This is a genomic window from Intrasporangium sp., assembly GCF_035688975.1.
Lineage (GTDB): Bacteria > Actinomycetota > Actinomycetes > Actinomycetales > Dermatophilaceae > CALMNV01.
Window position 1 is genome coordinate 1 of sequence record NZ_DASSMH010000150.1, and the last position, 19,529, is coordinate 19,529.

Annotated in this window: 17 protein-coding genes; 4 read left to right on the plus strand and 13 right to left on the minus strand. The window is 73.2% G+C overall.

Annotated features, from left to right (window positions below):
* Positions 1-176: 176 nt before the first annotated feature.
* The 7 genes from groL to aceB all read right to left on the minus strand — a co-directional run bounded on the left by groL (position 177) and on the right by aceB (position 10,164).
* Complete coding sequence (gene groL / locus VFJ94_RS15660) at positions 177-1,811, minus strand: chaperonin GroEL (RefSeq protein ID WP_325005156.1); 1,635 nt, start codon at positions 1,809-1,811, stop codon at positions 177-179.
* A gap of 201 nt (positions 1,812-2,012) precedes the next feature.
* Entirely contained in the window at positions 2,013-2,426 is a 414-nt protein-coding gene (locus VFJ94_RS15665; protein ID WP_325005157.1) for an HIT family protein, read from the minus strand.
* 165 nt (positions 2,427-2,591) lie between these two features.
* On the minus strand, positions 2,592-4,334 hold the full coding sequence (locus tag VFJ94_RS15670; protein ID WP_325005158.1) for an L-lactate permease: 1,743 nt from the start codon (positions 4,332-4,334) through the stop codon (positions 2,592-2,594).
* Positions 4,335-4,466: 132 nt separating this feature from the next.
* Entirely contained in the window at positions 4,467-5,882 is a 1,416-nt protein-coding gene (locus VFJ94_RS15675) for a (Fe-S)-binding protein (RefSeq protein WP_325005159.1), read from the minus strand.
* 2 nt (positions 5,883-5,884) lie between these two features.
* Positions 5,885-7,123: an FAD-binding oxidoreductase gene (locus tag VFJ94_RS15680; protein ID WP_325005160.1), complete on the minus strand. Its 1,239-nt coding sequence runs from the start codon at positions 7,121-7,123 to the stop codon at positions 5,885-5,887.
* On the minus strand, positions 7,123-8,580 hold the full coding sequence (locus tag VFJ94_RS15685) for an FAD-linked oxidase C-terminal domain-containing protein (protein WP_325005161.1): 1,458 nt from the start codon (positions 8,578-8,580) through the stop codon (positions 7,123-7,125). Before VFJ94_RS15685 ends, VFJ94_RS15680 begins: the two co-directional genes overlap by 1 nt.
* A 3-nt stretch (positions 8,581-8,583) precedes the next feature.
* A complete protein-coding gene (gene aceB, locus VFJ94_RS15690; RefSeq protein ID WP_325005162.1) occupies positions 8,584-10,164 on the minus strand; it encodes a malate synthase A in 1,581 nt (526 codons plus the stop codon).
* Between the two features lie 128 nt (positions 10,165-10,292).
* On the opposite strand from aceB, the gene VFJ94_RS15695 reads away from it, so the two are divergent.
* Positions 10,293-11,165, plus strand: a complete 873-nt coding sequence (locus VFJ94_RS15695) for an MBL fold metallo-hydrolase (RefSeq protein ID WP_325005163.1) — start codon at positions 10,293-10,295, stop codon at positions 11,163-11,165.
* 97 nt (positions 11,166-11,262) lie between these two features.
* Here VFJ94_RS15695 and VFJ94_RS15700 read toward each other — a convergent pair whose 3' ends face one another.
* From VFJ94_RS15700 to VFJ94_RS15725, 6 genes are all read right to left on the minus strand, one after another.
* Positions 11,263-12,246: a hypothetical protein gene (locus VFJ94_RS15700; RefSeq protein ID WP_325005164.1), complete on the minus strand. Its 984-nt coding sequence runs from the start codon at positions 12,244-12,246 to the stop codon at positions 11,263-11,265.
* Positions 12,247-12,477: 231 nt separating this feature from the next.
* Positions 12,478-13,542 (minus strand): P1 family peptidase, encoded by a 1,065-nt coding sequence (locus VFJ94_RS15705; protein WP_325005165.1) that lies wholly within the window; start codon positions 13,540-13,542, stop codon positions 12,478-12,480.
* A complete protein-coding gene (locus VFJ94_RS15710) occupies positions 13,539-14,003 on the minus strand; it encodes a GNAT family N-acetyltransferase (RefSeq protein ID WP_325005166.1) in 465 nt (154 codons plus the stop codon). Before VFJ94_RS15710 ends, VFJ94_RS15705 begins: the two co-directional genes overlap by 4 nt.
* A gap of 49 nt (positions 14,004-14,052) precedes the next feature.
* Positions 14,053-14,358 carry a DUF3263 domain-containing protein gene (locus VFJ94_RS15715; RefSeq protein ID WP_325005167.1) on the minus strand — a complete coding sequence of 102 codons (306 nt, stop codon included), beginning with the start codon at positions 14,356-14,358 and terminating at the stop codon, positions 14,053-14,055.
* 73 nt (positions 14,359-14,431) lie between these two features.
* Entirely contained in the window at positions 14,432-15,796 is a 1,365-nt protein-coding gene (locus tag VFJ94_RS15720) for a pyridoxal phosphate-dependent decarboxylase family protein (protein ID WP_325005168.1), read from the minus strand.
* Positions 15,797-15,805: 9 nt separating this feature from the next.
* Positions 15,806-16,540 carry an HAD-IA family hydrolase gene (locus VFJ94_RS15725; protein WP_325005169.1) on the minus strand — a complete coding sequence of 245 codons (735 nt, stop codon included), beginning with the start codon at positions 16,538-16,540 and terminating at the stop codon, positions 15,806-15,808.
* A 105-nt stretch (positions 16,541-16,645) separates the two neighbouring features.
* Here VFJ94_RS15725 and VFJ94_RS15730 point away from each other — a divergent pair, with 105 nt between their 5' ends.
* The 3 genes from VFJ94_RS15730 to VFJ94_RS15740 all read left to right on the plus strand — a co-directional run.
* On the plus strand, positions 16,646-17,323 hold the full coding sequence (locus VFJ94_RS15730; protein WP_325005170.1) for a uracil-DNA glycosylase: 678 nt from the start codon (positions 16,646-16,648) through the stop codon (positions 17,321-17,323).
* The gene (locus VFJ94_RS15735) at positions 17,320-18,162 is read left to right on the plus strand and encodes an SGNH/GDSL hydrolase family protein (protein ID WP_325005171.1); all 843 of its coding nucleotides are present in this window, start codon (positions 17,320-17,322) and stop codon (positions 18,160-18,162) included. The genes VFJ94_RS15730 and VFJ94_RS15735 overlap by 4 nt, the downstream gene beginning before the upstream one ends.
* A gap of 62 nt (positions 18,163-18,224) precedes the next feature.
* On the plus strand, positions 18,225-19,529 hold a 1,305-nt coding region (locus tag VFJ94_RS15740; RefSeq protein ID WP_325005172.1), incomplete at its 3' end, for a hypothetical protein.

Here is a 19,529-nt window from a genome sequence, read left to right on the forward strand (position 1 = left end):
CAGCCAGGGGGCGCACACAAGTGGCCACTCGACCAGGCGCGGGCGTACACAAGTGGCCACTCGACCGGGGGAGGGGAGGAAGGCGGGGGGCCGGGCGGAGGAGGAGGGACGCCGAAGGGCGGCCCCCTCTCGGGGACCGCCCTTCGGTAACTGCTGGTGCGGCAGGAAGGCCGGGCTCAGAAGCCCATGCCGCCCATGCCGTCCATGTCACCGCCGCCGGGGGCGGCCGCGGCGGCCTTCTCCGGCTTGTCGGCGATGACGGCCTCGGTCGTGAGGAAGAGCGCGGCGATGGACGCGGCGTTCTGCAGCGCCGAGCGCGTCACCTTGACCGGGTCGATGATGCCCGCGGCGAAGAGGTCCTCGTACTCGCCCGTCGCGGCGTTGAGGCCGTGACCGACCGGCAGGCCGCGCACCTTCTCGGCCACGACGCCGCCCTCGAGACCGGCGTTGATGGCGATCTGCTTGAGCGGCGCCTCGAGCGCGACGTGCACGATGTTGGCACCCGTCGCCTCGTCACCCTCGAGCTTGAGCGACTCGAAGGCGGCCTTGGCGGCCTGGATGAGCGCCACGCCACCACCGGCGACGATGCCCTCCTCGACGGCAGCCTTGGCGTTGCGCACGGCGTCCTCGATGCGGTGCTTGCGCTCCTTGAGCTCCACCTCGGTGGCCGCGCCCGCCTTGATGACGGCGACACCGCCGGCGAGCTTGGCGAGGCGCTCCTGCAGCTTCTCGCGGTCGTAGTCGGAGTCCGACTTCTCGATCTCGGCCTTGATCTGGTGGATCCGGCCCTCGATCTGGGTGCGGTCCTCCGCGTCCTCGACGATGGTCGTCTCGTCCTTGGTGACGACGACCTTGCGGGCCTTGCCAAGCAGGTCGAGTGTGGCGTTCTCGAGCTTGAGACCGACCTCCTCGGAGATGACCTGGCCACCGGTGAGGATGGCGATGTCGCCGAGCATGGCCTTGCGGCGGTCGCCGAAGCCCGGGGCCTTGACGGCGACGGACTTGAACGTGCCACGGATCTTGTTCACGACGAGCGTCGCGAGGGCCTCGCCCTCGATGTCCTCGGCGATGATGAGCAGCGGCTTGCCGGACTGCATGACCTTCTCGAGGAGCGGCAGCAGGTCCTTGACGCTGCTGATCTTCGAGTTGGCGACGAGCACGTAGGCGTCGTCGAGGACGGTCTCCATGCGCTCGGTGTCGGTGACGAAGTACGCCGACACGTAGCCCTTGTCGAACCGCATGCCCTCGGTCATCTCCAGCTCGAGGCCCATGGTGTTGGAGTCCTCGACGGTGATGACGCCTTCCTTGCCGACCTTGTCCATCGCCTCGGCGATGAGGCCGCCGATCTCCTCGTCAGCCGCGGAGATCGAGGCGGTCGAGGCGATCTGCTCCTTGGTCTCGATCTCCTTGGCGGAGTCGAGCAGCTCCTGCGCGACGGCCTCGACGGCCTTCTCGATGCCGCGCTTGAGGGCCATCGGGTTGGCGCCGGCGGCGACGTTGCGCAGCCCCTCGCGGACCATGGCCTGGGCGAGGACGGTCGCCGTCGTCGTGCCGTCACCGGCGACGTCGTCGGTCTTCTTGGCGACCTCCTTGACGAGCTCCGCGCCGATCTTCTCGTACGGGTCGTCGAGCTCGATCTCCTTGGCGATCGAGACGCCGTCGTTGGTGATGGTGGGGGCGCCCCACTTCTTCTCGAGGACGACGTTGCGGCCCTTGGGGCCGAGCGTCACCCTCACCGCGTCGGCGAGGACGTTCATGCCCCGCTCGAGACCGCGGCGTGCTTCTTCATCGAAAGCAATGAGCTTTGCCATTCGGGTGGTTCCTCCCACGCGAATCGTTGGTGGTGGCCCGTATGCCGCCCGCGACGGACGAGGCCGACCCCGGCAGCTTCCGGCGCTGCGGGACCCAGCCCCTCGGCATACGGTCCGTAATCTGTCACTCCCACCGGGAGAGTGCTAACGCCATTATTGGCACTCGAGGAGCGAGAGTGCAAACGACTCGTCGGGTTCGGGTCAGGTCCGCAGCGCCGCGCGCAGCCGGTCGGCGTATGCCGCAGAGTCGGCCGCGTCGGCATACGTCGTCCGGGGCCAGAAGAAGCCACGCAGGCCGTCGCCCTTCGTGCGGGGCACGACGTGGACGTGCAGGTGCGGCACCGATTGGCTGACCACGTTGTTAGTCGCGACGAAGCTGCCCTGGGCGCCGAGCCCCGTGACGACGGCGCGGGCGAGCCGCTGGGTGGCCGCGACGAGGCCGGTCGACAGCGCGGCGGGCAGCTCGACCAGGGTCGGCACGTGCTCGCGGGGGACGAGGAGCACGTGACCCTTGAAGACGGGACGGCGGTCGAGGAAGGCGAGGAAGTCCGGCTCGTCGAGGACCAGGTCTGCCGGGATGTCGCGGCGGGCGATGGCACAGAAGGCGCAGTCCACGCCTCACCCTCCCACGCGCACCGCCCAGGCGTTCCCATGCGCGCCGGCCCTGCGTTGCCAGGCGCCCGCGCGCCGTGACCGCCCTCGACGCGCGAGCTCCCGCCCGGCCGGAGCCGGGCGGGAGCTCGTGACCCCGAAGGCCACTGCCTCAGCGGGCGGACCGCCTCACGGCAGCATCCACGACAGGACCGAGGTGGACTGTAGGTAGACGAGCAGGCACATGAAGACGAGGAAGCCGAGGCTCCACCCCACCACCCGCCTGAAGAGGTCGCCCTCCCCGCCGGACAGACCGACCGCGGCGGCCGCGATGGCGAGGTTCTGCGGTGAGATCATCTTGCCGAGCACGCCACCGGAGGTGTTGGCGGCGGCCATGAGCGCGGGGCTGAGCCCCACGTCCTTCGCCGCGGACACCTGCAGCGCGCCGAAGAGCGAGTTGGACGAGGTGTCCGATCCGGTCACGGCCACACCGATCCAGCCGAGGATCGGCGACAGCAGCGCGAAGGCCGAGCCCGCGCCCGCGAGCCAGGTGCCGAGGGTCGCCGTCTGCCCGGACGCGTTCATGACGTAGGCCAGGCCGAGCACCGCCATGACGGTGAAGATCGCGGCCCCGAGCTGACGGTAGGTGTCGAGGTAGGACCGGAACGCCTTGGCCGGGGAGATCCCGATCGCGGGGATCGTCAGCAGCCCGGAGATGAGCATGAGGGTGCCGGCCGCGGCGAGCCAGTTGAGCCGGAAGGTCGGCAGCGTGGACGCCTTGCCCGACGCAGTCTGCAGGTGGAGCCCCGGCCACTGGAAGGTCTTCGTCGGCCCGGCGAGGAGGCTCTGGATCGCGGGGATCTGGGTGATGCTGAAGATGACGATGATCAGCAGGTAGGGCGCGTACGCCCGGAAGACCTCGGCGGGCGTGTCGTGCCGTCCCGCGTCGCGGGCGGCCAGGTCCTCGACCGTGCCGGTGCCGTGGCCGACCGGGTGGTCGGAGCCGCCGACGGAGGCCGCGGGGACGCCCTCGACCACGTGCGACTGGACCCCGAGGTGCCGCCGGTGGTGCGTGCCTGCCCCGGCGAGCTCGGGCTCCGGGGCCTCCACGTAGCCACCCGCCGGCTGCCAGAAGCGCAGCAGCAGGACGACGGCGAAGGCTCCGACGAGCGACGCGACGATGTCGGTCAGCTGGGTCGACAGGTAGTTGGACGTGGCGAACTGCGCCAGTGCGAAGGCGAGCCCACAGGTCAGCGTCGCCGGGAGCGTGGCCCGCAGGCCTCGGCCGCGGTCGATGATGAAGACGAGGGCCATGGGCACGAAGAGACCGAGGATCGGCGTCTGGCGTCCGACGATGGAGGCCAGCTCGTGCTCGGGCAGCCCGGTCACCGCGGCGAGCGTGGTGATCGGCACGGCGAGGGCGCCGAAGGCGACCGGCGCGGTGTTGGCCACGAGCGCGACCGTGGCCGCCTTGATGGGCCGGAACCCGAGGGCGATGAGCATGACGCTCGTGATCGCGACCGGCGTCCCGAAGCCGGCGAGGGCCTCGAGCAGCGCCCCGAAGCAGAAGGCGATGATGACCGCCTGGATCCGCTGGTCGTCGCTGATCCGGGCGAAGGAGCGCCGGAGCACGTCGAAGTGCCCGGTGACGACCGTCATGTTGTAGACCCAGATGGCGTTGATGACCACCCACATGATCGGGAAGAACCCGAAGGCGGCGCCCTCGGCGCCGGCCATGATGGCCTGCCCGGCAGGCATGGAGTAGACGAAGATCGCGACGAGCAGCGACATCAGGAGCGACGCCACTGCCGCCTTCCACGCGGCGACCCGGAGGACGCCGAGCATGACGAAGAGGGTGAGCAGCGGGAGCATGGCCACGAGCGCTGTCAGCGTCAGTGAGCCGCCCAGGGCGTCGGTGATGGGGCGAAACATGAAGTCACCTCATTGTGAACAGTGGATGGTGTGGGGCTGGATGCTGTGGGGCTGGATGGTGTGGAGCTGGACGCTGTGGAGCTGGTCAGTGGTGGAGCTGGACGCTGTGGAGCTGGTCAGTGGTGGAGCTGGTCAGTGCCGTGCGGGTGCGGCCCGGCCGACGCCGAGCCGCTCGGGGCGAAGGCCCCGGATCGAGGCGTCGAGCACCTCGACGGTGTGGGCGAGCGCGAGGCGCCGGCCCTGCCGCTCGATGGACGAGGCGACCTGCATGAGACAGCCGGGGTTGGCGGTCACGAGGAGGTCGGCCCCGGTGGCCAGCACGTTGGCGGCCTTGCGGTCCCCCAGCTCACGCGCGGGGACGGGGTTGAGGATGTTGTAGATGCCGGCCGAGCCGCAGCACAGGTCGCCTTCCGCGATCTCGCGAAGCTCCAGACCCGGTATGCCGCGCAGCAGCTCGCGCGGCTGGGCGCGCACCCCTTGCGCGTGCGCCAGGTGGCACGCGTCGTGGTAGGCGACGGCGACCGGCAGCGGGTACCGCGTCGCCACGGGCCCGGCCTCGGTGAGGATCTCCGAGACGTCGCGCACCGTGTCGGTGAAGGCGCGGGCGCGCTCGGCGTAGGCCGGGTCGTCGGCCAGCAGGTCGGCATACTCCTTCATCGTCGACCCGCAGCCGGCCGCGTTGACGACGACGTGGTCGACCCCCGCCCCCTCGAAGGTGTCGATGAGCCCGCGCGCGAAGCGCTGCGCCTCGGCCTCACGCCCGTTGTGCGCGGAGAGCGCGCCGCAGCAGCCCTGGGCGGCAGGGGCGACGACGTCGAAGCCCTCGGCGGAGAGCACGCGAGCCGTGGCGGCGTTGACTCCCGGGAAGAACTCCCGCTGCACGCAGCCCAGCAGCATCCCGACCGTGCCCCGCTTCGGGCCGACCGCCGGGGTGCGCTCCGGCACCCTCTCGGCCCGCTCGAGCGGCGGCGCGAGGGCCTCCATGGAGGCCAGCGTGGGCGAGATTCGGTCGAGGACCCGGGTGCGGCGCAGCAGGGACGACAGGCCGCTCCTCTGGTGCAGGCGCAGCGGACCGCGCAGCGCTCGCAGCCGCTTCGGGTAGGGGAAGAGGGCGAAGATCGCCCCTCGCAGGGCCTTGTCCCGCTTCGGCCGGTCGAAGCGGCGCTCGACCTGCCCGCGCGTCGCCTCGATGAGCTTGTCGTACTGCACCCCGGACGGGCACGCGGTCACGCACGCCATGCAGCCGAGGCAGGCGTCGAAGTGCTGCACCATCGAGGAGGTGAGCGGCTCGCCCTGCAGGCCCTCGTTCATGAGGTAGATCCGACCCCGCGGTGAGTCCATCTCCTCGCCCCACAGGGTGTAGGTCGGGCACGCCGGCAGGCAGAAGCCGCAGTGGACGCAGTCCGACACGAGCTCGGCCGACGGGGGGTGGTGGTCGTCGAACGCGGGCTCGCCGCTCTGGATGGGGGTCAACGAGAGCCTGGCGTCGGTGCCGAGGGTCCCGGTCGGGGCGGACACCGGGCCGGCGCCGCTGTCGTGCACAGTCATGGCTAGATTCCTCCGACGAACCGGCCCGGGGCGAGGCGCCGCTCGGGGTCGAACTGGGCCTTGACGGCCTTCATGAGGTCGAGACCCCCCACCGGGCCCCACACGTCGACGCCCTGCTTGACGGCGGCTGGGGCCTCCAGCACGACGACGCTGCCGCCGAAGCCCGGCTGGGCCGACCGGAGGCTGGTCACGAAGGCGGCCAGCCCCTCCGCGGTGACGTCGCCGTCGAGCGCGACGAGGGCGGTGCCCACGACGGGGCTGCCGCGCAGGGTGGGCGTGACGCCGGCGGCCGCGGCCGCCGTCTCGAGGGCGGCGAGCAGCCGCGAGAGGCCGGCGATCTCGTGCGTGACCTTGAGCAGGACGCCGGCCTCGCCCTGCGGCTCGCGGCCCCACCACGGCGGGGCCTCCTCCGAGGCGCCGGCGTCGGGCCCGAGCAGGTCCAGCGCCTGGCTGGTCCGCCGCTCGACGCCCGGGGGGACGCCCTCGAGCAGCAGGCTGAGGGTGGCCCCGCCCGCGGACCAGTCGAGCTCCACCGCCGACGGGACGACCTGGGCGTGGGTCACGGCGAGGACCCGCTGCTGGATGCGTGCCCGCGAGTCGAGCGTCGTGGTGACCCAGCGCCGCGCCGCCGGCACGGGGTGCAGGCGGAAGGCCACCTGGGTGATGACCCCCAGCGTGCCGAAGGACCCGGTGAGCAGCTTGCCGAGGTCGTAGCCCGCGACGTTCTTGACCACCTTGCCGCCGGCGTGGGCCACGACGCCGTCGGGGCGCACGAGCGTCATGCCGATGACGAGGTCGCGGACCGAGCCGTGGTAGAGCCGGGTGGGCCCGGTGGCCGCGGTGGCGACCGCGCCGCCGACCGTCCCGTTGCGGCCGTCGTCGATGCCGAGCCGCTGCCCGGCGCGGCCGAGCTCGGCCTGCAGCGACTCGAGGGCGCGTCCGGCCCCGACGACGCAGATGAGGTCGCCCGCCGCGTGCTCGACGACGGCATCCAGGCCCGTCGTGTCGAGCACGACGTCGGCCCGCTCCGGCGCCGCACCCCAGGTGAGCTTGGTCCCCGCCCCGCGGGCGACCACGGCCAGGCCGTGCGCCGCGGTGGCCCGCAGCACCGCGGAGGTCTCCTCCGTGGTCCGGGGCCGGGCCACCCAGCGCGCTGGCACCCCGTCGACGGCATCGGCCTCGGTCGCCGGGCCGGCGTTGCCGCCCGTGGCGGCCCGCAGGTCCTCGAGAACGTCCGCCATCAGAAGACCTCCGCGATGCCGGCCTCGGCCAGGGGGTGCACGCCCTTGTGCTTGCCGGGCACCTCTCCGCACAGCCGGGGCGTGGGGAAGACCTTGCCCGGGTTCGAGATGGACGTCGGGTCGAACGCGCACCGCAGCAGCTGCATCGTGTCGAGGTCGTCGTCGGTGAACATCCGGGGCATGTACTTCGCCTTGTCCGACCCGACGCCGTGCTCGCCGGTGATCGAGCCGCCGTTGCTGATGCACAGGTCGAGGATGGCGCCCGAGACCTCCTCGGCCCGCTCGGCCTCGCCCTCGACGCTGTCGTCGAAGAGCACGAGCGGATGCAGGTTGCCGTCACCGGCGTGGAAGACGTTGGCCACCCGCACGCCCGCCTCGGCGGAGATCTCCGAGATGCGGCGCAGCACCTGCGGCAGGGCCGTGCGCGGGATGACGCCGTCCTGCACGATGTAGTCGGGGCTGATCCGGCCCACCGCCGCGAAGGCCGACTTGCGGCCCTTCCAGAACAGCGCCCGCTCCGCGTCGTCCGCGGCGATGCGGATCTCGAAGGCGCCGTTGGCCCGGCAGTAGCCCTCCACCTCGTCGAACTGGTGCTGCACCTCGGCGGCAGGCCCGTCGAGCTCGACGATGAGGACCGCGCCGGCGCCGCGCGGGTAGCCGCACTGCACGGCCGCCTCCGCCGCCTCGATGGCCAGGGCATCCATCATCTCGATGGCGGCGGGGATGACCCCGGCGCCGATGATGGCCGAGACCGCCGCCCCGGCCGAGTCCGTGTCGGCGAAGGCGGCGAGCAGGGTCCGCACGTCCTCGGGGGTGCGGGTGAGCCGGACCGTCACCGCCGTGGCGATGCCGAGGGTGCCCTCGGATCCGACGATGGCGCCGAGCAGGTCATAGCCGGGGGCGTCGGGCGACTTGGCACCGATGTGCGCGATGTCGCCGGAGGGCGTCACCAGCTCCACGCCCGTGACGTGGTTGGCCGTGAAGCCGTATTTAAGGCAGTGCGCGCCACCGGAGTTCTCGGCGATGTTGCCGCCGATGGAGCACACCTGCTGGCTCGACGGGTCCGGGGCGAAGTAGTAGCCGAGCGGCAGCACCTGGCGCGTGAGCTGCAGGTTGATGACACCCGGCTCGACCACCGCACGCTGGTTGTCGCGGTCGACCTCGAGCACCCGGCGCATCTTCGACATGACGATGAGCACGCCGTCGGCGTGCGGCAGGGCCCCACCGGACAGGCCCGTGCCGGAGCCGCGGGCGACAAAGGGTATGCCGTTCGCCGCGCACGCCTTGACGACCGTCGCGACGTGCTCGGCGGTCTCCGCGAGGACGACGACCGCCGGGACGACCTTGTAGTGCGCGAGCCCGTCGCACTCGTAGGTCCGCAGGCGCTGGTGGTCGGTGATCACCAGCTCCTCGCCGAGAATCGGGCGCAGCTGCGCCGCGAGAGCCTGGGCGTCCATCGCTCAGGGCATCCGCTCGTAGGCCGGCAGCGTGAGGAACTCGGCGAAGTCGTCGGCGACCGCGACCTCGAGGAAGGTGGACTTCGCCTCGTCGTAGTCGCTCGGGTCACCGGGCAGCTTGGCGATCTCCTCCTCGACGAGCCGGTCGATGAGCTCGCGCGTCACCGTCTCGCCCGTGTCGAGCTCGACGTCGTTGTGCAGCCACTGCCACACCTGCGAGCGCGAGATCTCCGCGGTCGCCGCGTCCTCCATGAGGTTGAAGATGCCGACCGCGCCCGTGCCCTTCAGCCAGGTGTGGAGGTACTGGATGCCGACGCTGATGTTGTTGCGCAGCCCGGCCTCGGTGACGTTGCCGGGGGTCGACTTGACGTCGAGCAGCTGCTCCGCCGTCACGTGCACGTCCTCGCGCTTCTTGTCCAGCTGGTTCGGCCGGTCGCCGAGGACCTTGGTGAAGGCCTCCTTGCACAGCTGCACCATGCCGGGGTGGGCCACCCACGAGCCGTCGAAGCCGTCGCCGGCCTCGCGGGTCTTGTCGTCGATGACCTTCTGGAAGGCAGCCTCGTTGACCTGCGGGTCCTTGCTCGGGATGAAGGCCGCCATGCCGCCGATGGCGTGGGCGCCGCGCTTGTGGCAGGTGCGCACCAGCAGCTCGGTGTAGCTGCGCATGAACGGCACGGTCATCGTCACCTGGTTGCGGTCGGGCAGGAGGAAGTCCTTGCCGCGGGTGCGGAACTTCTTGATGACGCTGAAGATGTAGTCCCAGCGGCCCGCGTTGAGGCCGGCGGAGTGCTCCCGCAGCTCGTAGAGGATCTCCTCCATCTCGAAGGCAGCCGGGTAGGTCTCGATGAGCACCGTGGCGCGCACCGTGCCCTGCGGGATGCCGAGCCGCTCCTGCGCCCGGACGAAGACGTCGTTCCACAGGCGCGCCTCGAGGTGGCTCTCCATCTTGGGCAGGTAGAAGTAGGGGCCCTTGCCGGCGTCGAGCTGGCGCTTGGCGCAGTGGAAGAAGTAGAGGCCGAAGTCGACGAGGGAGCCGGACATCTGCTGGCCGTCCACGAGGACGTGCTTCTCCGCCAGGTGCCAGCCCCGGGGACGCACGACGATCGTGGCGAGGTCGGCGGCATCCGCGAGCGCATAGCTCTTGCCCTGCTCCGACGTGAAGTCGATGGTGCGGTCGAGGGCGTCCATGAGGTTCAGCTGGCCGTTCACGACGTTGTCCCAGGTGGGCGTCGACGCGTCCTCGAAGTCCGCGAGCCACACCTTGGCGCCGGAGTTGAGGGCGTTGATCGTCATCTTGCGGTCGGTGGGCCCGGTGATCTCCACGCGCCGGTCGACGAGCCCCGGGGCGGGCGGCGCGACCTGCCAGTCACCGTCACGCACGTCCTGGGTCTCCGGGAGGAACTGGAGGGTGCCGCCGTTCGCCAGCTCGGTGTAGCGGTCCTGCCGTGCCTGGAGCAGCTCCAGCCGGCGGGCGTCGAAGGTGCGGTGCAGGTCCGCCAGGAACTCCAACGCCTCGGGCGTGAGCACCTCGTCGAAGCGCTCCCCGCTCGTGCCGGTCACGTCCACACCGTCAGCCGTCGTCATCGCCGGTCCTCCCAATTTCACCTTACGGAATATACTTTTTGCAGGACGGAGCCTACTGCCGGTCGTCGGGGCGGTCAATGGCCCCTCGCCGATCAGCCCGGAGCCGCCCGGCGGCATACAGTCCCGGCATGTTCACCGAGGTCGCAGACCGGGTCCTCGTCGCCCGCTACCGCCAGTGGGACGTCACCGTCGGCCTCGTCCTCGGCCGCGACGGCGCGCTCGTGGTCGACACGCGGGCGAGCGCCGGGCAGGGACGCGAGGTGCTCGACGACGTGCGGGCGGTCGCGCCGGGCACCCGGGTCACCCACGTCGTCAATACCCACGTGCACTTCGACCACACGCTGGGCAACGCCGCCTTTGCCGACGCGAGGATCCACGCGCACGACAACGTGGCCCGCGCGATCGCTGTCGAGGCGGAGCAGGCCAAGGCCCTGCTCCGCACCGCGCGGCCCGAGACCGGCGACCCGACCGCCGACCTCGCCGACCGGGCCGACGGGGCCGACCGCGCCGACATCGCGGACCTGCTCGCGACCCCGGTCCGGCCGCCGGACGCCGCCTTCGGCCGGTCCGCCGTGATCGACCTCGGCGACCGGGAGGTCGTGCTGCGGTATGCCGGTCGCGGCCACACCGACGGCGACATCGGCGTCTTCGTGCCCGACGCCGACTGCGCCTTCCTCGGCGACCTCGTCGAGGAGTCAGCCCACCCGTCGCTCGGCGCGGACTGCTGGCCGCTCGAGTGGGCCGACACGCTGCGGAGGCTCGGTGCGCCGCTCGGCCCCGCCTCCGTCGTGCTGCCGGGGCACGGCCGGCCCGTCGACGCCGGCTTCGTCGAGCGGCAGCGTCACGAGCTCCGCGCCCTCGCCACCGTCATCGTCGAGCGCCGGCTCGCCGGGCTCTCGCTCGAGGAGGCGAGCCGCACGCCTGACGCCCGGCTGCCATATCCCCTCCCCTGGCTCGCGGACGCCTTCGCCCGCGGCTGGGAGCAGCTGCCGCGAGGCTGAGGAGCCCCGCCCGCCCCAGGCCGCACGCAGCGGGGACGGGTGCCTTGCCCGAGATGCGGCCTTGCCGGAGGTTTCCCGGCATGCGGTGCCGGAAGACCTACGCCGATCGCCGCACCACGCGCCCCACGGGGCATTCGGGGCCGCACGGTCGCGGCGTGCCCGTCCAGCCGCGCGCGACGAGCAGCCGTGCCACCGCGGCGGCCGTCCGGCACGGGTCGAGGACGTGGCCCCACCCGAGACGGATCGTCACGTCGCCGACGAGCAGACTGTCGACGTCCCGGTCCATGTCTGCCCAGCGGTCCTCCGACCGTTCGTGACCCAACCTGCCGTCGAGCTCGACGACCGTGCGGAGTCCGACGTACTCGACGTCGCGATACGCCACGGAACGACCGCTTCGCACCCGGCGCTGGCGCTTGCCGGTGGGCAGGCCATGTGTCCGCTCGACCCCGACGAGGTAGCCCCGCTCCAGCGCGGACCGCGCACCGGACACGACGTCCCCCAGCAGCGAGGAGATCAGTCGCCGCCGAGGCAGCCGGGGGCGAGCCTCCAGCGCGACCAGCAACCTCTGCGGCGTCGTGCGGCCCTGCTGGCACGCATCTCCCAGGACGGCCACGGCCGCGGCGGCAGTGGACTGGCCAGAGGCGACGTCGAGGACCGCGTGCTCCACCCGCACGCGCGGCGGCGACAGGTGCATCAGCGCGATCGCGTCGAAGTCGCGCACGGAGCGCGTGCGCATCCCCGGCGGGTCGACCACCCGACGGGTCGCCGGGACCACCAGCACGATGGTCCGGTGGTCGCGGGGCGTCGTCCCTCGTTCGGTGACGCCCGCCTCCAGTGCCGCGAGCGCCGACTCCGCTGCCAGCGCCGCGGGCCAGTGGTAGAGAACCGCTGTCCAGGCTCGCTGCACCCACGGCAGCGGTCCGGTATGTCGCACGTAGACCCCGGTGTGGACGCGCGCCCAGAGCCGGCGCCGCACCATCCGCTCGATGTCGTTGTCGTCGCCACCGCAGGCAAGCACCTGCCGACGGGCGATGACGCCCTCCTGCCGCGCCATGATCCTCGCGATCGCGGTGTGGTCCACCCGCCCATGGTCGGCCGACCGGGGCGTCGGCGCCGCAGTCCGGGCCCACCCTGTGGTCAGGCCGTGAGACGCCCGGTGCGGTTGTGGATGCAGCCACGGGAACTGGGGAGGTTTTCCGGCATCCGGTGCCGGAAGACCTACGCCGATCGCCGCGCCACCCGCGCCCCCACACCCGTCCGGTGGGCGTCCGGTCGGCGTCCGGTGGGCGCCCGGTCGGCGTCCGGCGCCGGTTCAGCGCCGAGCCGGCGACGTCGCGGACGCAAAGGCGTCCCGCCACGAACGCAGCGCCACCCCGCCGTCGAGGCTGCGGTCCACCGACTCGGCAGCGAGCAGGCCGTGCCCGACGGCGCGGGCCACGCAGTCGGCGCCGGCCTCCATGAGCCAGGGCAGCTCCAGGACGCCGGGCGCCGGCCGCTCACCGGTGGCGAGCGCGAAGAGGGTGTCGCCGTCGAAGATCGTGTGCACCGGTTTGAGGGCCCGCGCGTATCCGTCGTGCCCGATGCCGGCCAGCTTCTGGCACTGCGCCTTGGTCAGCGTCGCGTCGGTCGCGATGACCCCGATCGTGGTGGCCATGCCGGGCCCGGTGCCCGCCGCGTCCGGCCGCGCGTCCCACCGGGCCCGGGCAGCCAGCACCTCCTCGGGGCTCGGCCGCCCCACACCGGCGAACTCGTCGCCCAGCCCCCAGCGCACGGCATACAGCTCGCCCGTGGCGGGATCGACGGCCGACCCGACGGCGTTGACCGCGACGAGCGCGGCCACGGTCACTCCGGAGTCGAGCACCACGCTCGCGGAGCCGATGCCGCCGCGCAGGCCGCCCGCCCGGGCGCCCGTGCCGGCGCCCACGTTGCCCTGGGCGACGGGGCCGGCGGTGGCCGCGTCGTAGGCCGCCCTGCCGTCCTGCGCGCGCGGGTGGTTGGGCCAGCCGCCGCCGCGTCCGAGGTCGAAGAGGATCGCGCCGGGGACGATGGGCACGACCCGGCCGGGTTCGCCGACGGGCCAGCCCAGGCCGTCCGCGAAGAGGCCGTCCACGACGCCGTCGGCCGCGGCGAGACCCGGCGCGGAGCCGCCGCCGAGCAGGATGGCGTTGACGCGGTCGACGAGGTTGCGCGGGTCGAGCAGGTCGGTCTCCCGGGTGCCCGGTCCCCCGCCGCGGACGTCGACACCGGCCACCGCGCCGCCCGGGGGCGCGATGACGACGGTCGTGCCGGTGAGCCAGCCGGGCTCGTCGCGGGTGTGGTGGCCCACGCGCAGCCCCGCCACGTCGGTCAGCGAGTTCGTCGCGCCGGGGGCGCTCATCGGGGGTCCCGGAGGTCGTACTCCATGAGGCGGCCCGGAGCCGTGAAGCCCAGCCGCTCGTAGAACTCCTTGGCTGCGGCATCCGGGGCGGCGAGGCGGATCCACTTGACGTCCGTGGTGCGGCACCACTCGATGGCGGCCTCGACGAGCGCCCGGCCCACGCCGCGACCCCGGTGGTCCGCACCGACGAAGAGGACCCCGACGTGCAGCCAGCTGATGTCGGGGCGACCCGGCCACGGCAGGGGCCGGATGCGGCGGGCCTCGAGCAGCCCGGCGTGCTCACCGCGGCTCTGCGCGATCCAGGTCGGCCGGTCCGGGCGCTCGCTCAGCCACACGTCCGCGACGCGGTCGAGGTAGCCGGGCTCCGGCGGCAGGCCGAGCCCGCGGGCCGACTGCAGGTGCAGGGCGGCGACGATCAGGGCGTCGTCAGCTCCGGCGCGGCGGATGATGACCTCGGCCATGGGGGAAGTGAACCACGTCGGCCGGGGGCCGGCTGCCCCGCGTGACCCCTCAGGGGTTGATGCCGAGGCGCCGCGTCGTGCGGGCCCGCTGACGGCTCGCGCGCATCCGGCGCAGCCGCTTGACGAGCATCGGGTCGGCGGCGAGCGCCGCCGGGCTGTCGAGCAGGGCGTTGAGCACCTGGTAGTACCGCGTGGAGCTCATGTCGAACAGCTCCTTGATCGCCTGCTCCTTGGAGCCGGCATACTTCCACCACTGCCGCTCGAAGGCGAGGATCTCGAGGTCGCGGGCGCTGAGGCCCGGATCGCCGGACGGGATGGAGGCGGCTCGGGGATCCGCGGCGTGCTCCGTCGTCATGGTCGTGTTCGTCTCGCTCTGCTCGCTCGGGCGTGGGCTCCGGGCCATACCCTACCCGCGAATGACACCAGTGTCATTCGCCCATCGTGTCGAGGACGGCCACCACGTCGTCCCGCGTCGTGCGCGGGTTGACGACGGCGAAGCGCGTGAGCACCTCCCCGCGGAACGTCGTCGGGCACACGAAGGCATGCTCCTCGCGCAGCAGCCGGTCGGACCACGCCTGGTAGTCGGCGGGCCCCCAGCCGAGCCGGCGGAAGACGACGACCGACAGGTCCGGATCGCGCACGACCTCGAGGTGCCCGCGCCGACCGATCTCCTCGGCGGCGAAGCGGGCCACGCCGAGCGTGTCCTCGATGGCCTCGACATAGGCGTCGGTGCCGTGCACGGCGAGCGAGAACCACAGCGGCAGCCCCCGCACGCGGCGCGTCAGCCCGATCGAGTAGTCGGCCGGGTTCCAGTCGCTGCCACCGGTCAGGACGTCGAGGTAGCCCGCCTGCTGCGTGTGGGCCGCGCGGGCCAGCTCCGGCGCCCGGTAGAGCAGCGCACAGCAGTCGAACGGCGCGAAGAGCCACTTGTGCGGGTCGACGATGAAGGAGTCGGCCCGCTCGATGCCCTCGAAGAGCGGCCGCACCGACGGCGCGGCCAGCCCGGCGCCGCCGTACGCGCCATCGACGTGGAGCCAGACGCCGAGCTCGCGGCACACGTCGGCGACCCCGGCCAGGTCGTCGACGACGCCGAAGTTGGTCGTGCCCGCCGTGGCCACCACGGCGAAGAAGGTCTCCGGACCGTGGTCCTCGAGGGTGCGCCGCAGGGCCGGCCCGGTCATCCGGAGACGTTCGTCCACCTCGACGGCGGCGACCTCCGCGTCCATGACCGCGGCCATCGACACGACGGAGGAGTGGGCGTTGTCGGTGGCCGCGATCCGGAACGGCCGGGCGCCGGTGCCCTCGACCGTCGCCCGCCGCCTCGCCGTATGCCGTGCCGCGACGAGCGCCGAGAGGTTGCCCACCGTGCCGCCCGGCACGAAGGCGCCGCCCGTGCCCGGCGGCATACCGGCGAGGTCGGCGATCCAGCGCAAGGTCTGGTTCTCGGCCCACACCGCACCCGAGCCCTCGAGCCACGACCCGCCGTAGACCGAGGAGGCCCCGACGACGACGTCGAAGGCCGCGGCCTCGGCCGTCGGGGCGCACGGGATGAAGCTGAGGTAGCGCGGGTGGTCGGTCGACAGGCACGCCTGCGCGAGCGTGTGCTCGAAGACCTCCAGCGCGCGGGCGGCGCCGAGCCCGTCGGGGGTGATCGTCGCGCCCACCGCGGCGTCGAGCTCCTCGCGGGTCCGCGGGCCGTCGAGCGGGACCGGGTCCATGAGCAGCCGCTTGCGGGCGTAGGCGAGGACCCGGTCGACGGCGTCCGGGTCGACCTGCCGGGTGAAGCTGTGCACGGGCGGATGCTAGCCGTCAGGCAGCAGGATCCGGCGCAGCTCTGCGGCGTCGGCGGCCATGGCATCGGGCTCCGCGGCGGCGAGCGCGTCGGCCCGGCCGGCCCCCCAGGTGACCGCGACCGTCGACATCCCGGCCGCCTTGCCGGCGAGGACGTCGACGACCGCGTCTCCGACGTAGGCCGCGCGGCCCGGGTCGCCCCCGAGCCGCTCGACGGCGAGCAGCAGCGGCGCGGGCTCGGGCTTGTGCACCTCGGTGTCCTCCAGCGCGACGAGGACGGGGAGGTAGCCGGCGAGGCCGAGGAGCTGCGTCGCCTGCCGCGCGGACTCCCGCCGCTTCGAGGTCGCGACGCCCAGGCGCAGCCCCGCGGTCGCGAGCTCGGCGAGCACCTCCCGGATGCCGGCGTAGCCGCGGATGAGCCGCTCGGTGTTGGCGGCGTTCCAGCGCAGGTACTCGGCATACAGGGCGTCCGCGTGCCTCGGCGCGTGGGCCTGGAAGGCGGCGAGCAGCGGCCGCCCGATCCAGGACCGGATGACCGCGGCGTCCTCCTCCTGGCCCATCACGGTGCGGAACGCGTGCTGGTAGGACTCGACGATGAGCTCTACGGTGTCGGCGAGCGTCCCGTCGAGGTCGAACACGACCGTCGGCCACGGCGTCGGGCGAGGGGTGGGCGGGGGCAGTGGCAGCGGCAGCTCGGTGGGTGCGGTGGGTGCGGTGGGTGCGGTGAGCTCGGTCGACTCGGTCACGAGGAGCACCCTACGGACCCCGTCGAGTGGCCACTTCCGCGCACCCCCACCGCACCAAACTGGCCACTCGACCCTCACGCCTCGGGCGGCCGGTAGCGTGAGCCCGTGTCCGCCCGCCCGCTCGCCGAGCTCGTCCACGCCTCGTGGCTGCCGGTGCTGGAGCCGGTGCGTGACACCATCGGCGAGCTGGGCCGGTTCCTGCGGGGCGAGCTCACCGCTGGCCGCGGTTACCTCCCGGCGGGCGACGTGGTCCTGCGCGCGTTCTCCCTGCCCTTGCCGGACGTGCGGGTCCTCATCGTCGGGCAGGACCCGTATCCGACCCCCGGGCATCCGGTGGGCCTCAGCTTCTCCGTCGCGCCCGACGTGCGGCCGGTGCCGCGCAGCCTGCAGAACATCCACCGCGAGCTCGTCGACGACCTCGGCGTCCCGCCGCCGAGCACCGGCGACCTCAGTCCGTGGTTCCAGCGCGGCGTCCTGCTGCTCAACCGGGTCCTCACCGTCGCCCCCGGGCGGCCGGCCAGCCATCAGGGCCGCGGCTGGGAGGCGGTCACCGAGCAGGCGATCCGTGCCCTCGCCGCACGCGGCGGTCCCCTCGTCGCCATCCTGTGGGGCCGCCAAGCGCAGTCCCTCGGACCGCTCCTCGGCGCCGTGCCACGGATCGAGAGCGCGCACCCGTCCCCCCTGTCCGCGCGGTCGGGGTTCTTCGGGTCCCGGCCCTTCAGCCGCGCCAACTCCCATCTCGCCCAGCAGGGCGCCGCCCCGCTCGACTGGAGGCTTCCATGACCCGCACCGACACCACGCCCCGCGTGTGGACACGTTACGTCGCGGTGGGCGACTCGTTCACCGAGGGCATGTGCGACGACGACCCGGCCCTCGCCTCCGGCGGCGAGTATGCCGGGTGGGCCGACCGGCTCGCCGCTCATCTCAGCGAGCTGGCGCAGGCCGCGGGGCAGGGCTTCGGCTACGCCAACCTCGCCGTGCGGGGGCGCAAGCTGGCCGACGTCGTCGGCCCGCAGCTGGACAGCGCGCTCGCCCTCGAACCCGACCTCGTGAGCATCGTCGGAGGCGGCAACGACATCCTGCGGCCCAAGGCAGACCTCGACGCCCTGGCGTCGTCGCTCGAGGAGGCCGTCAAGAGGACCCGTGCGACCGGGGCCGACGTCCTGCTGGCCACGCCGGTCGACCCCGCCGACGCGCCTCTGGTCCGGGCCACCCGCGGCCGCGCGGCCGTCCACGCGGCGAACATCTGGAGCATCGCGCGCCGCCACGGCTGCCACGTCGTCGACCAGTGGGGGCTGCACGCCCTGCGTGACTGGCGGATGTGGTCCGAGGACCGGATCCACATGACGAGCGAGGGCCACCGCCGCGTCGCGCTCGCCGCCCTGGAGGCACTCGGCATACCGACGGAGCGTGCGGACTGGTCGACGCCGCTCGAGCCGGCCCCACCGATCTCCCGCCGGGAGGCGCTGCAGGCCAACGCGCAGTGGGCGCGGGACTACGTCGGTCCGTGGGTGCACCGGCGGCTGACCGGGCGCTCCAGCGGTGACCTCCGCCGACCCAAGCGGCCCGCCGTGACCCCCCTGCTCCTGCCTGAGCCCCCCGCACCCGGCAAGGATTCCTGAGCCGGATGCCGCGAGCCGGGACGACGGCGCGTCGTCCGGGGTCCCGCCACTACCCTGTGCCGGTGATGTCGTGGGGCGAGCTCCTCCTGCCGGTCGCCGGGATCGTCGTGTCCGCCCTCGTCGGCGTCGGGTATGCCGTGTGGCGTGACGTCCGCGCGCGGCGCAGCCTCTCGGCCGCGCGGGCCGGGCGTCGGGTCGTCGTCCCCGTGACGGTCGACGGCGGCCGGCTGGCGCGCGGTCACGCCGTCCGGGACGGAGCCGACCTGCGGGTGATCACCCGTCGACACCACCTCGTCGTCGACCCCGACGAGGTGCGCCTCAGCGGGAGGCGCCGGGAACGCTACGACGACCACCTGGTCGAGCACGCGGAGATGACCGGGCTCGTCGACGACGTGGGCGACCGCTACTACGTCGGTCCGCCGAAGGAGTGGGCAGACACCTTCGCCTTGGCCCTCGAGGCGCCCGACCGGCCGGCGGGGATGCTGTCGCGGCTGCGCGCCGCCAGCCCGCGGACCGCGCTCGGGGTGGCGGCGAGCGCAGTCCTGCTGGGCGCGGCGTTGCAGACCCTCTGGTGGAGCGGTCACGACGTCTCCGCTCGCATGGTGGGGGTCGTCTCGCAGGACGGTGTCGACGCCTGCGCGGTCGAGTGGCGCGACGGCGACCGCCGAGGGTATGCCGAGCTCGACTGCTCCCAGCCCTATCCGAAGCCCGGGGACCGCGTGCCGGTGCGCGCGCTCGCGTGGCCGTTCGACGGCAGTGCGCTGGACTACGAGGGCGTCTTCGCCTTCTTCACCCTGGCCCCGGGCCTCCTCGCGGTCGGGGCGCTGGCCACGGCCGGCGGGGTCGCCGCCCGTCGGACCCGCCGGCCGGCCGTGCGCCTCCACGCCCCGGCGCGGCAGGGGTCCGCGGAGGCCGCGCTGGAGACCCCGGCGGAGGCCGCGCCGGAGACCGCGGCGGTCCTGTCGTTGCCCGGCCTGGCGGCCGCGGTCGCCGAGCGCGAGGGCTGGAGCGACGATGCCCCGGGAGCGCCGCCCACACCGAGATGGTGGCGTCCGCTCACGATGGCCGCGGCCAGCACCCGGTGGTGGCCGACGGGTGTGCTGCTCGCGGCGGCCTGGCTGCCTGACTTCCTCGCGCAACCGTGGAGACTCGCGCTCACCGCGGCGGCGGCACTGGCACTCGCCGTCGCGACCGCGCGTGCGCTCGCCGCCTACGCGGTGATCCGGCGCCCGTTCGGGCAGCCGGTCACGAGCGAGTGGAGCTACCGGCTGGTGCGGACCCTCGAAGAGGAGTGGGTGGCCGTCCTGCTGGTCGGCGGCACGGCATACTGGGCGGTGGTCCTCGGCGGGCCAGCGCACCCGGCGCCC

Excerpts from the sequence above, each read along its gene's own strand:
- aceB (WP_325005162.1), bottom strand. The coding sequence starts at position 10,164 with ATGACGACGGCTGACGGTGTGGACGTGACCGGCACGAGCGGGGAGCGC.
- groL (WP_325005156.1), bottom strand. The coding sequence starts at position 1,811 with ATGGCAAAGCTCATTGCTTTCGATGAAGAAGCACGCCGCGGTCTCGAG.
- VFJ94_RS15670 (WP_325005158.1), bottom strand. The coding sequence starts at position 4,334 with ATGTTTCGCCCCATCACCGACGCCCTGGGCGGCTCACTGACGCTGACA.
- VFJ94_RS15695 (WP_325005163.1), top strand. The coding sequence starts at position 10,293 with ATGTTCACCGAGGTCGCAGACCGGGTCCTCGTCGCCCGCTACCGCCAG.
- VFJ94_RS15685 (WP_325005161.1), bottom strand. The coding sequence starts at position 8,580 with ATGGACGCCCAGGCTCTCGCGGCGCAGCTGCGCCCGATTCTCGGCGAG.
- VFJ94_RS15705 (WP_325005165.1), bottom strand. The coding sequence starts at position 13,542 with ATGAGCGCCCCCGGCGCGACGAACTCGCTGACCGACGTGGCGGGGCTG.
- VFJ94_RS15735 (WP_325005171.1), top strand. The coding sequence starts at position 17,320 with ATGACCCGCACCGACACCACGCCCCGCGTGTGGACACGTTACGTCGCG.
- VFJ94_RS15715 (WP_325005167.1), bottom strand. The coding sequence starts at position 14,358 with ATGACGACGGAGCACGCCGCGGATCCCCGAGCCGCCTCCATCCCGTCC.
- VFJ94_RS15680 (WP_325005160.1), bottom strand. The coding sequence starts at position 7,123 with ATGGCGGACGTTCTCGAGGACCTGCGGGCCGCCACGGGCGGCAACGCC.
- VFJ94_RS15710 (WP_325005166.1), bottom strand. The coding sequence starts at position 14,003 with ATGGCCGAGGTCATCATCCGCCGCGCCGGAGCTGACGACGCCCTGATC.
- VFJ94_RS15675 (WP_325005159.1), bottom strand. The coding sequence starts at position 5,882 with ATGACTGTGCACGACAGCGGCGCCGGCCCGGTGTCCGCCCCGACCGGG.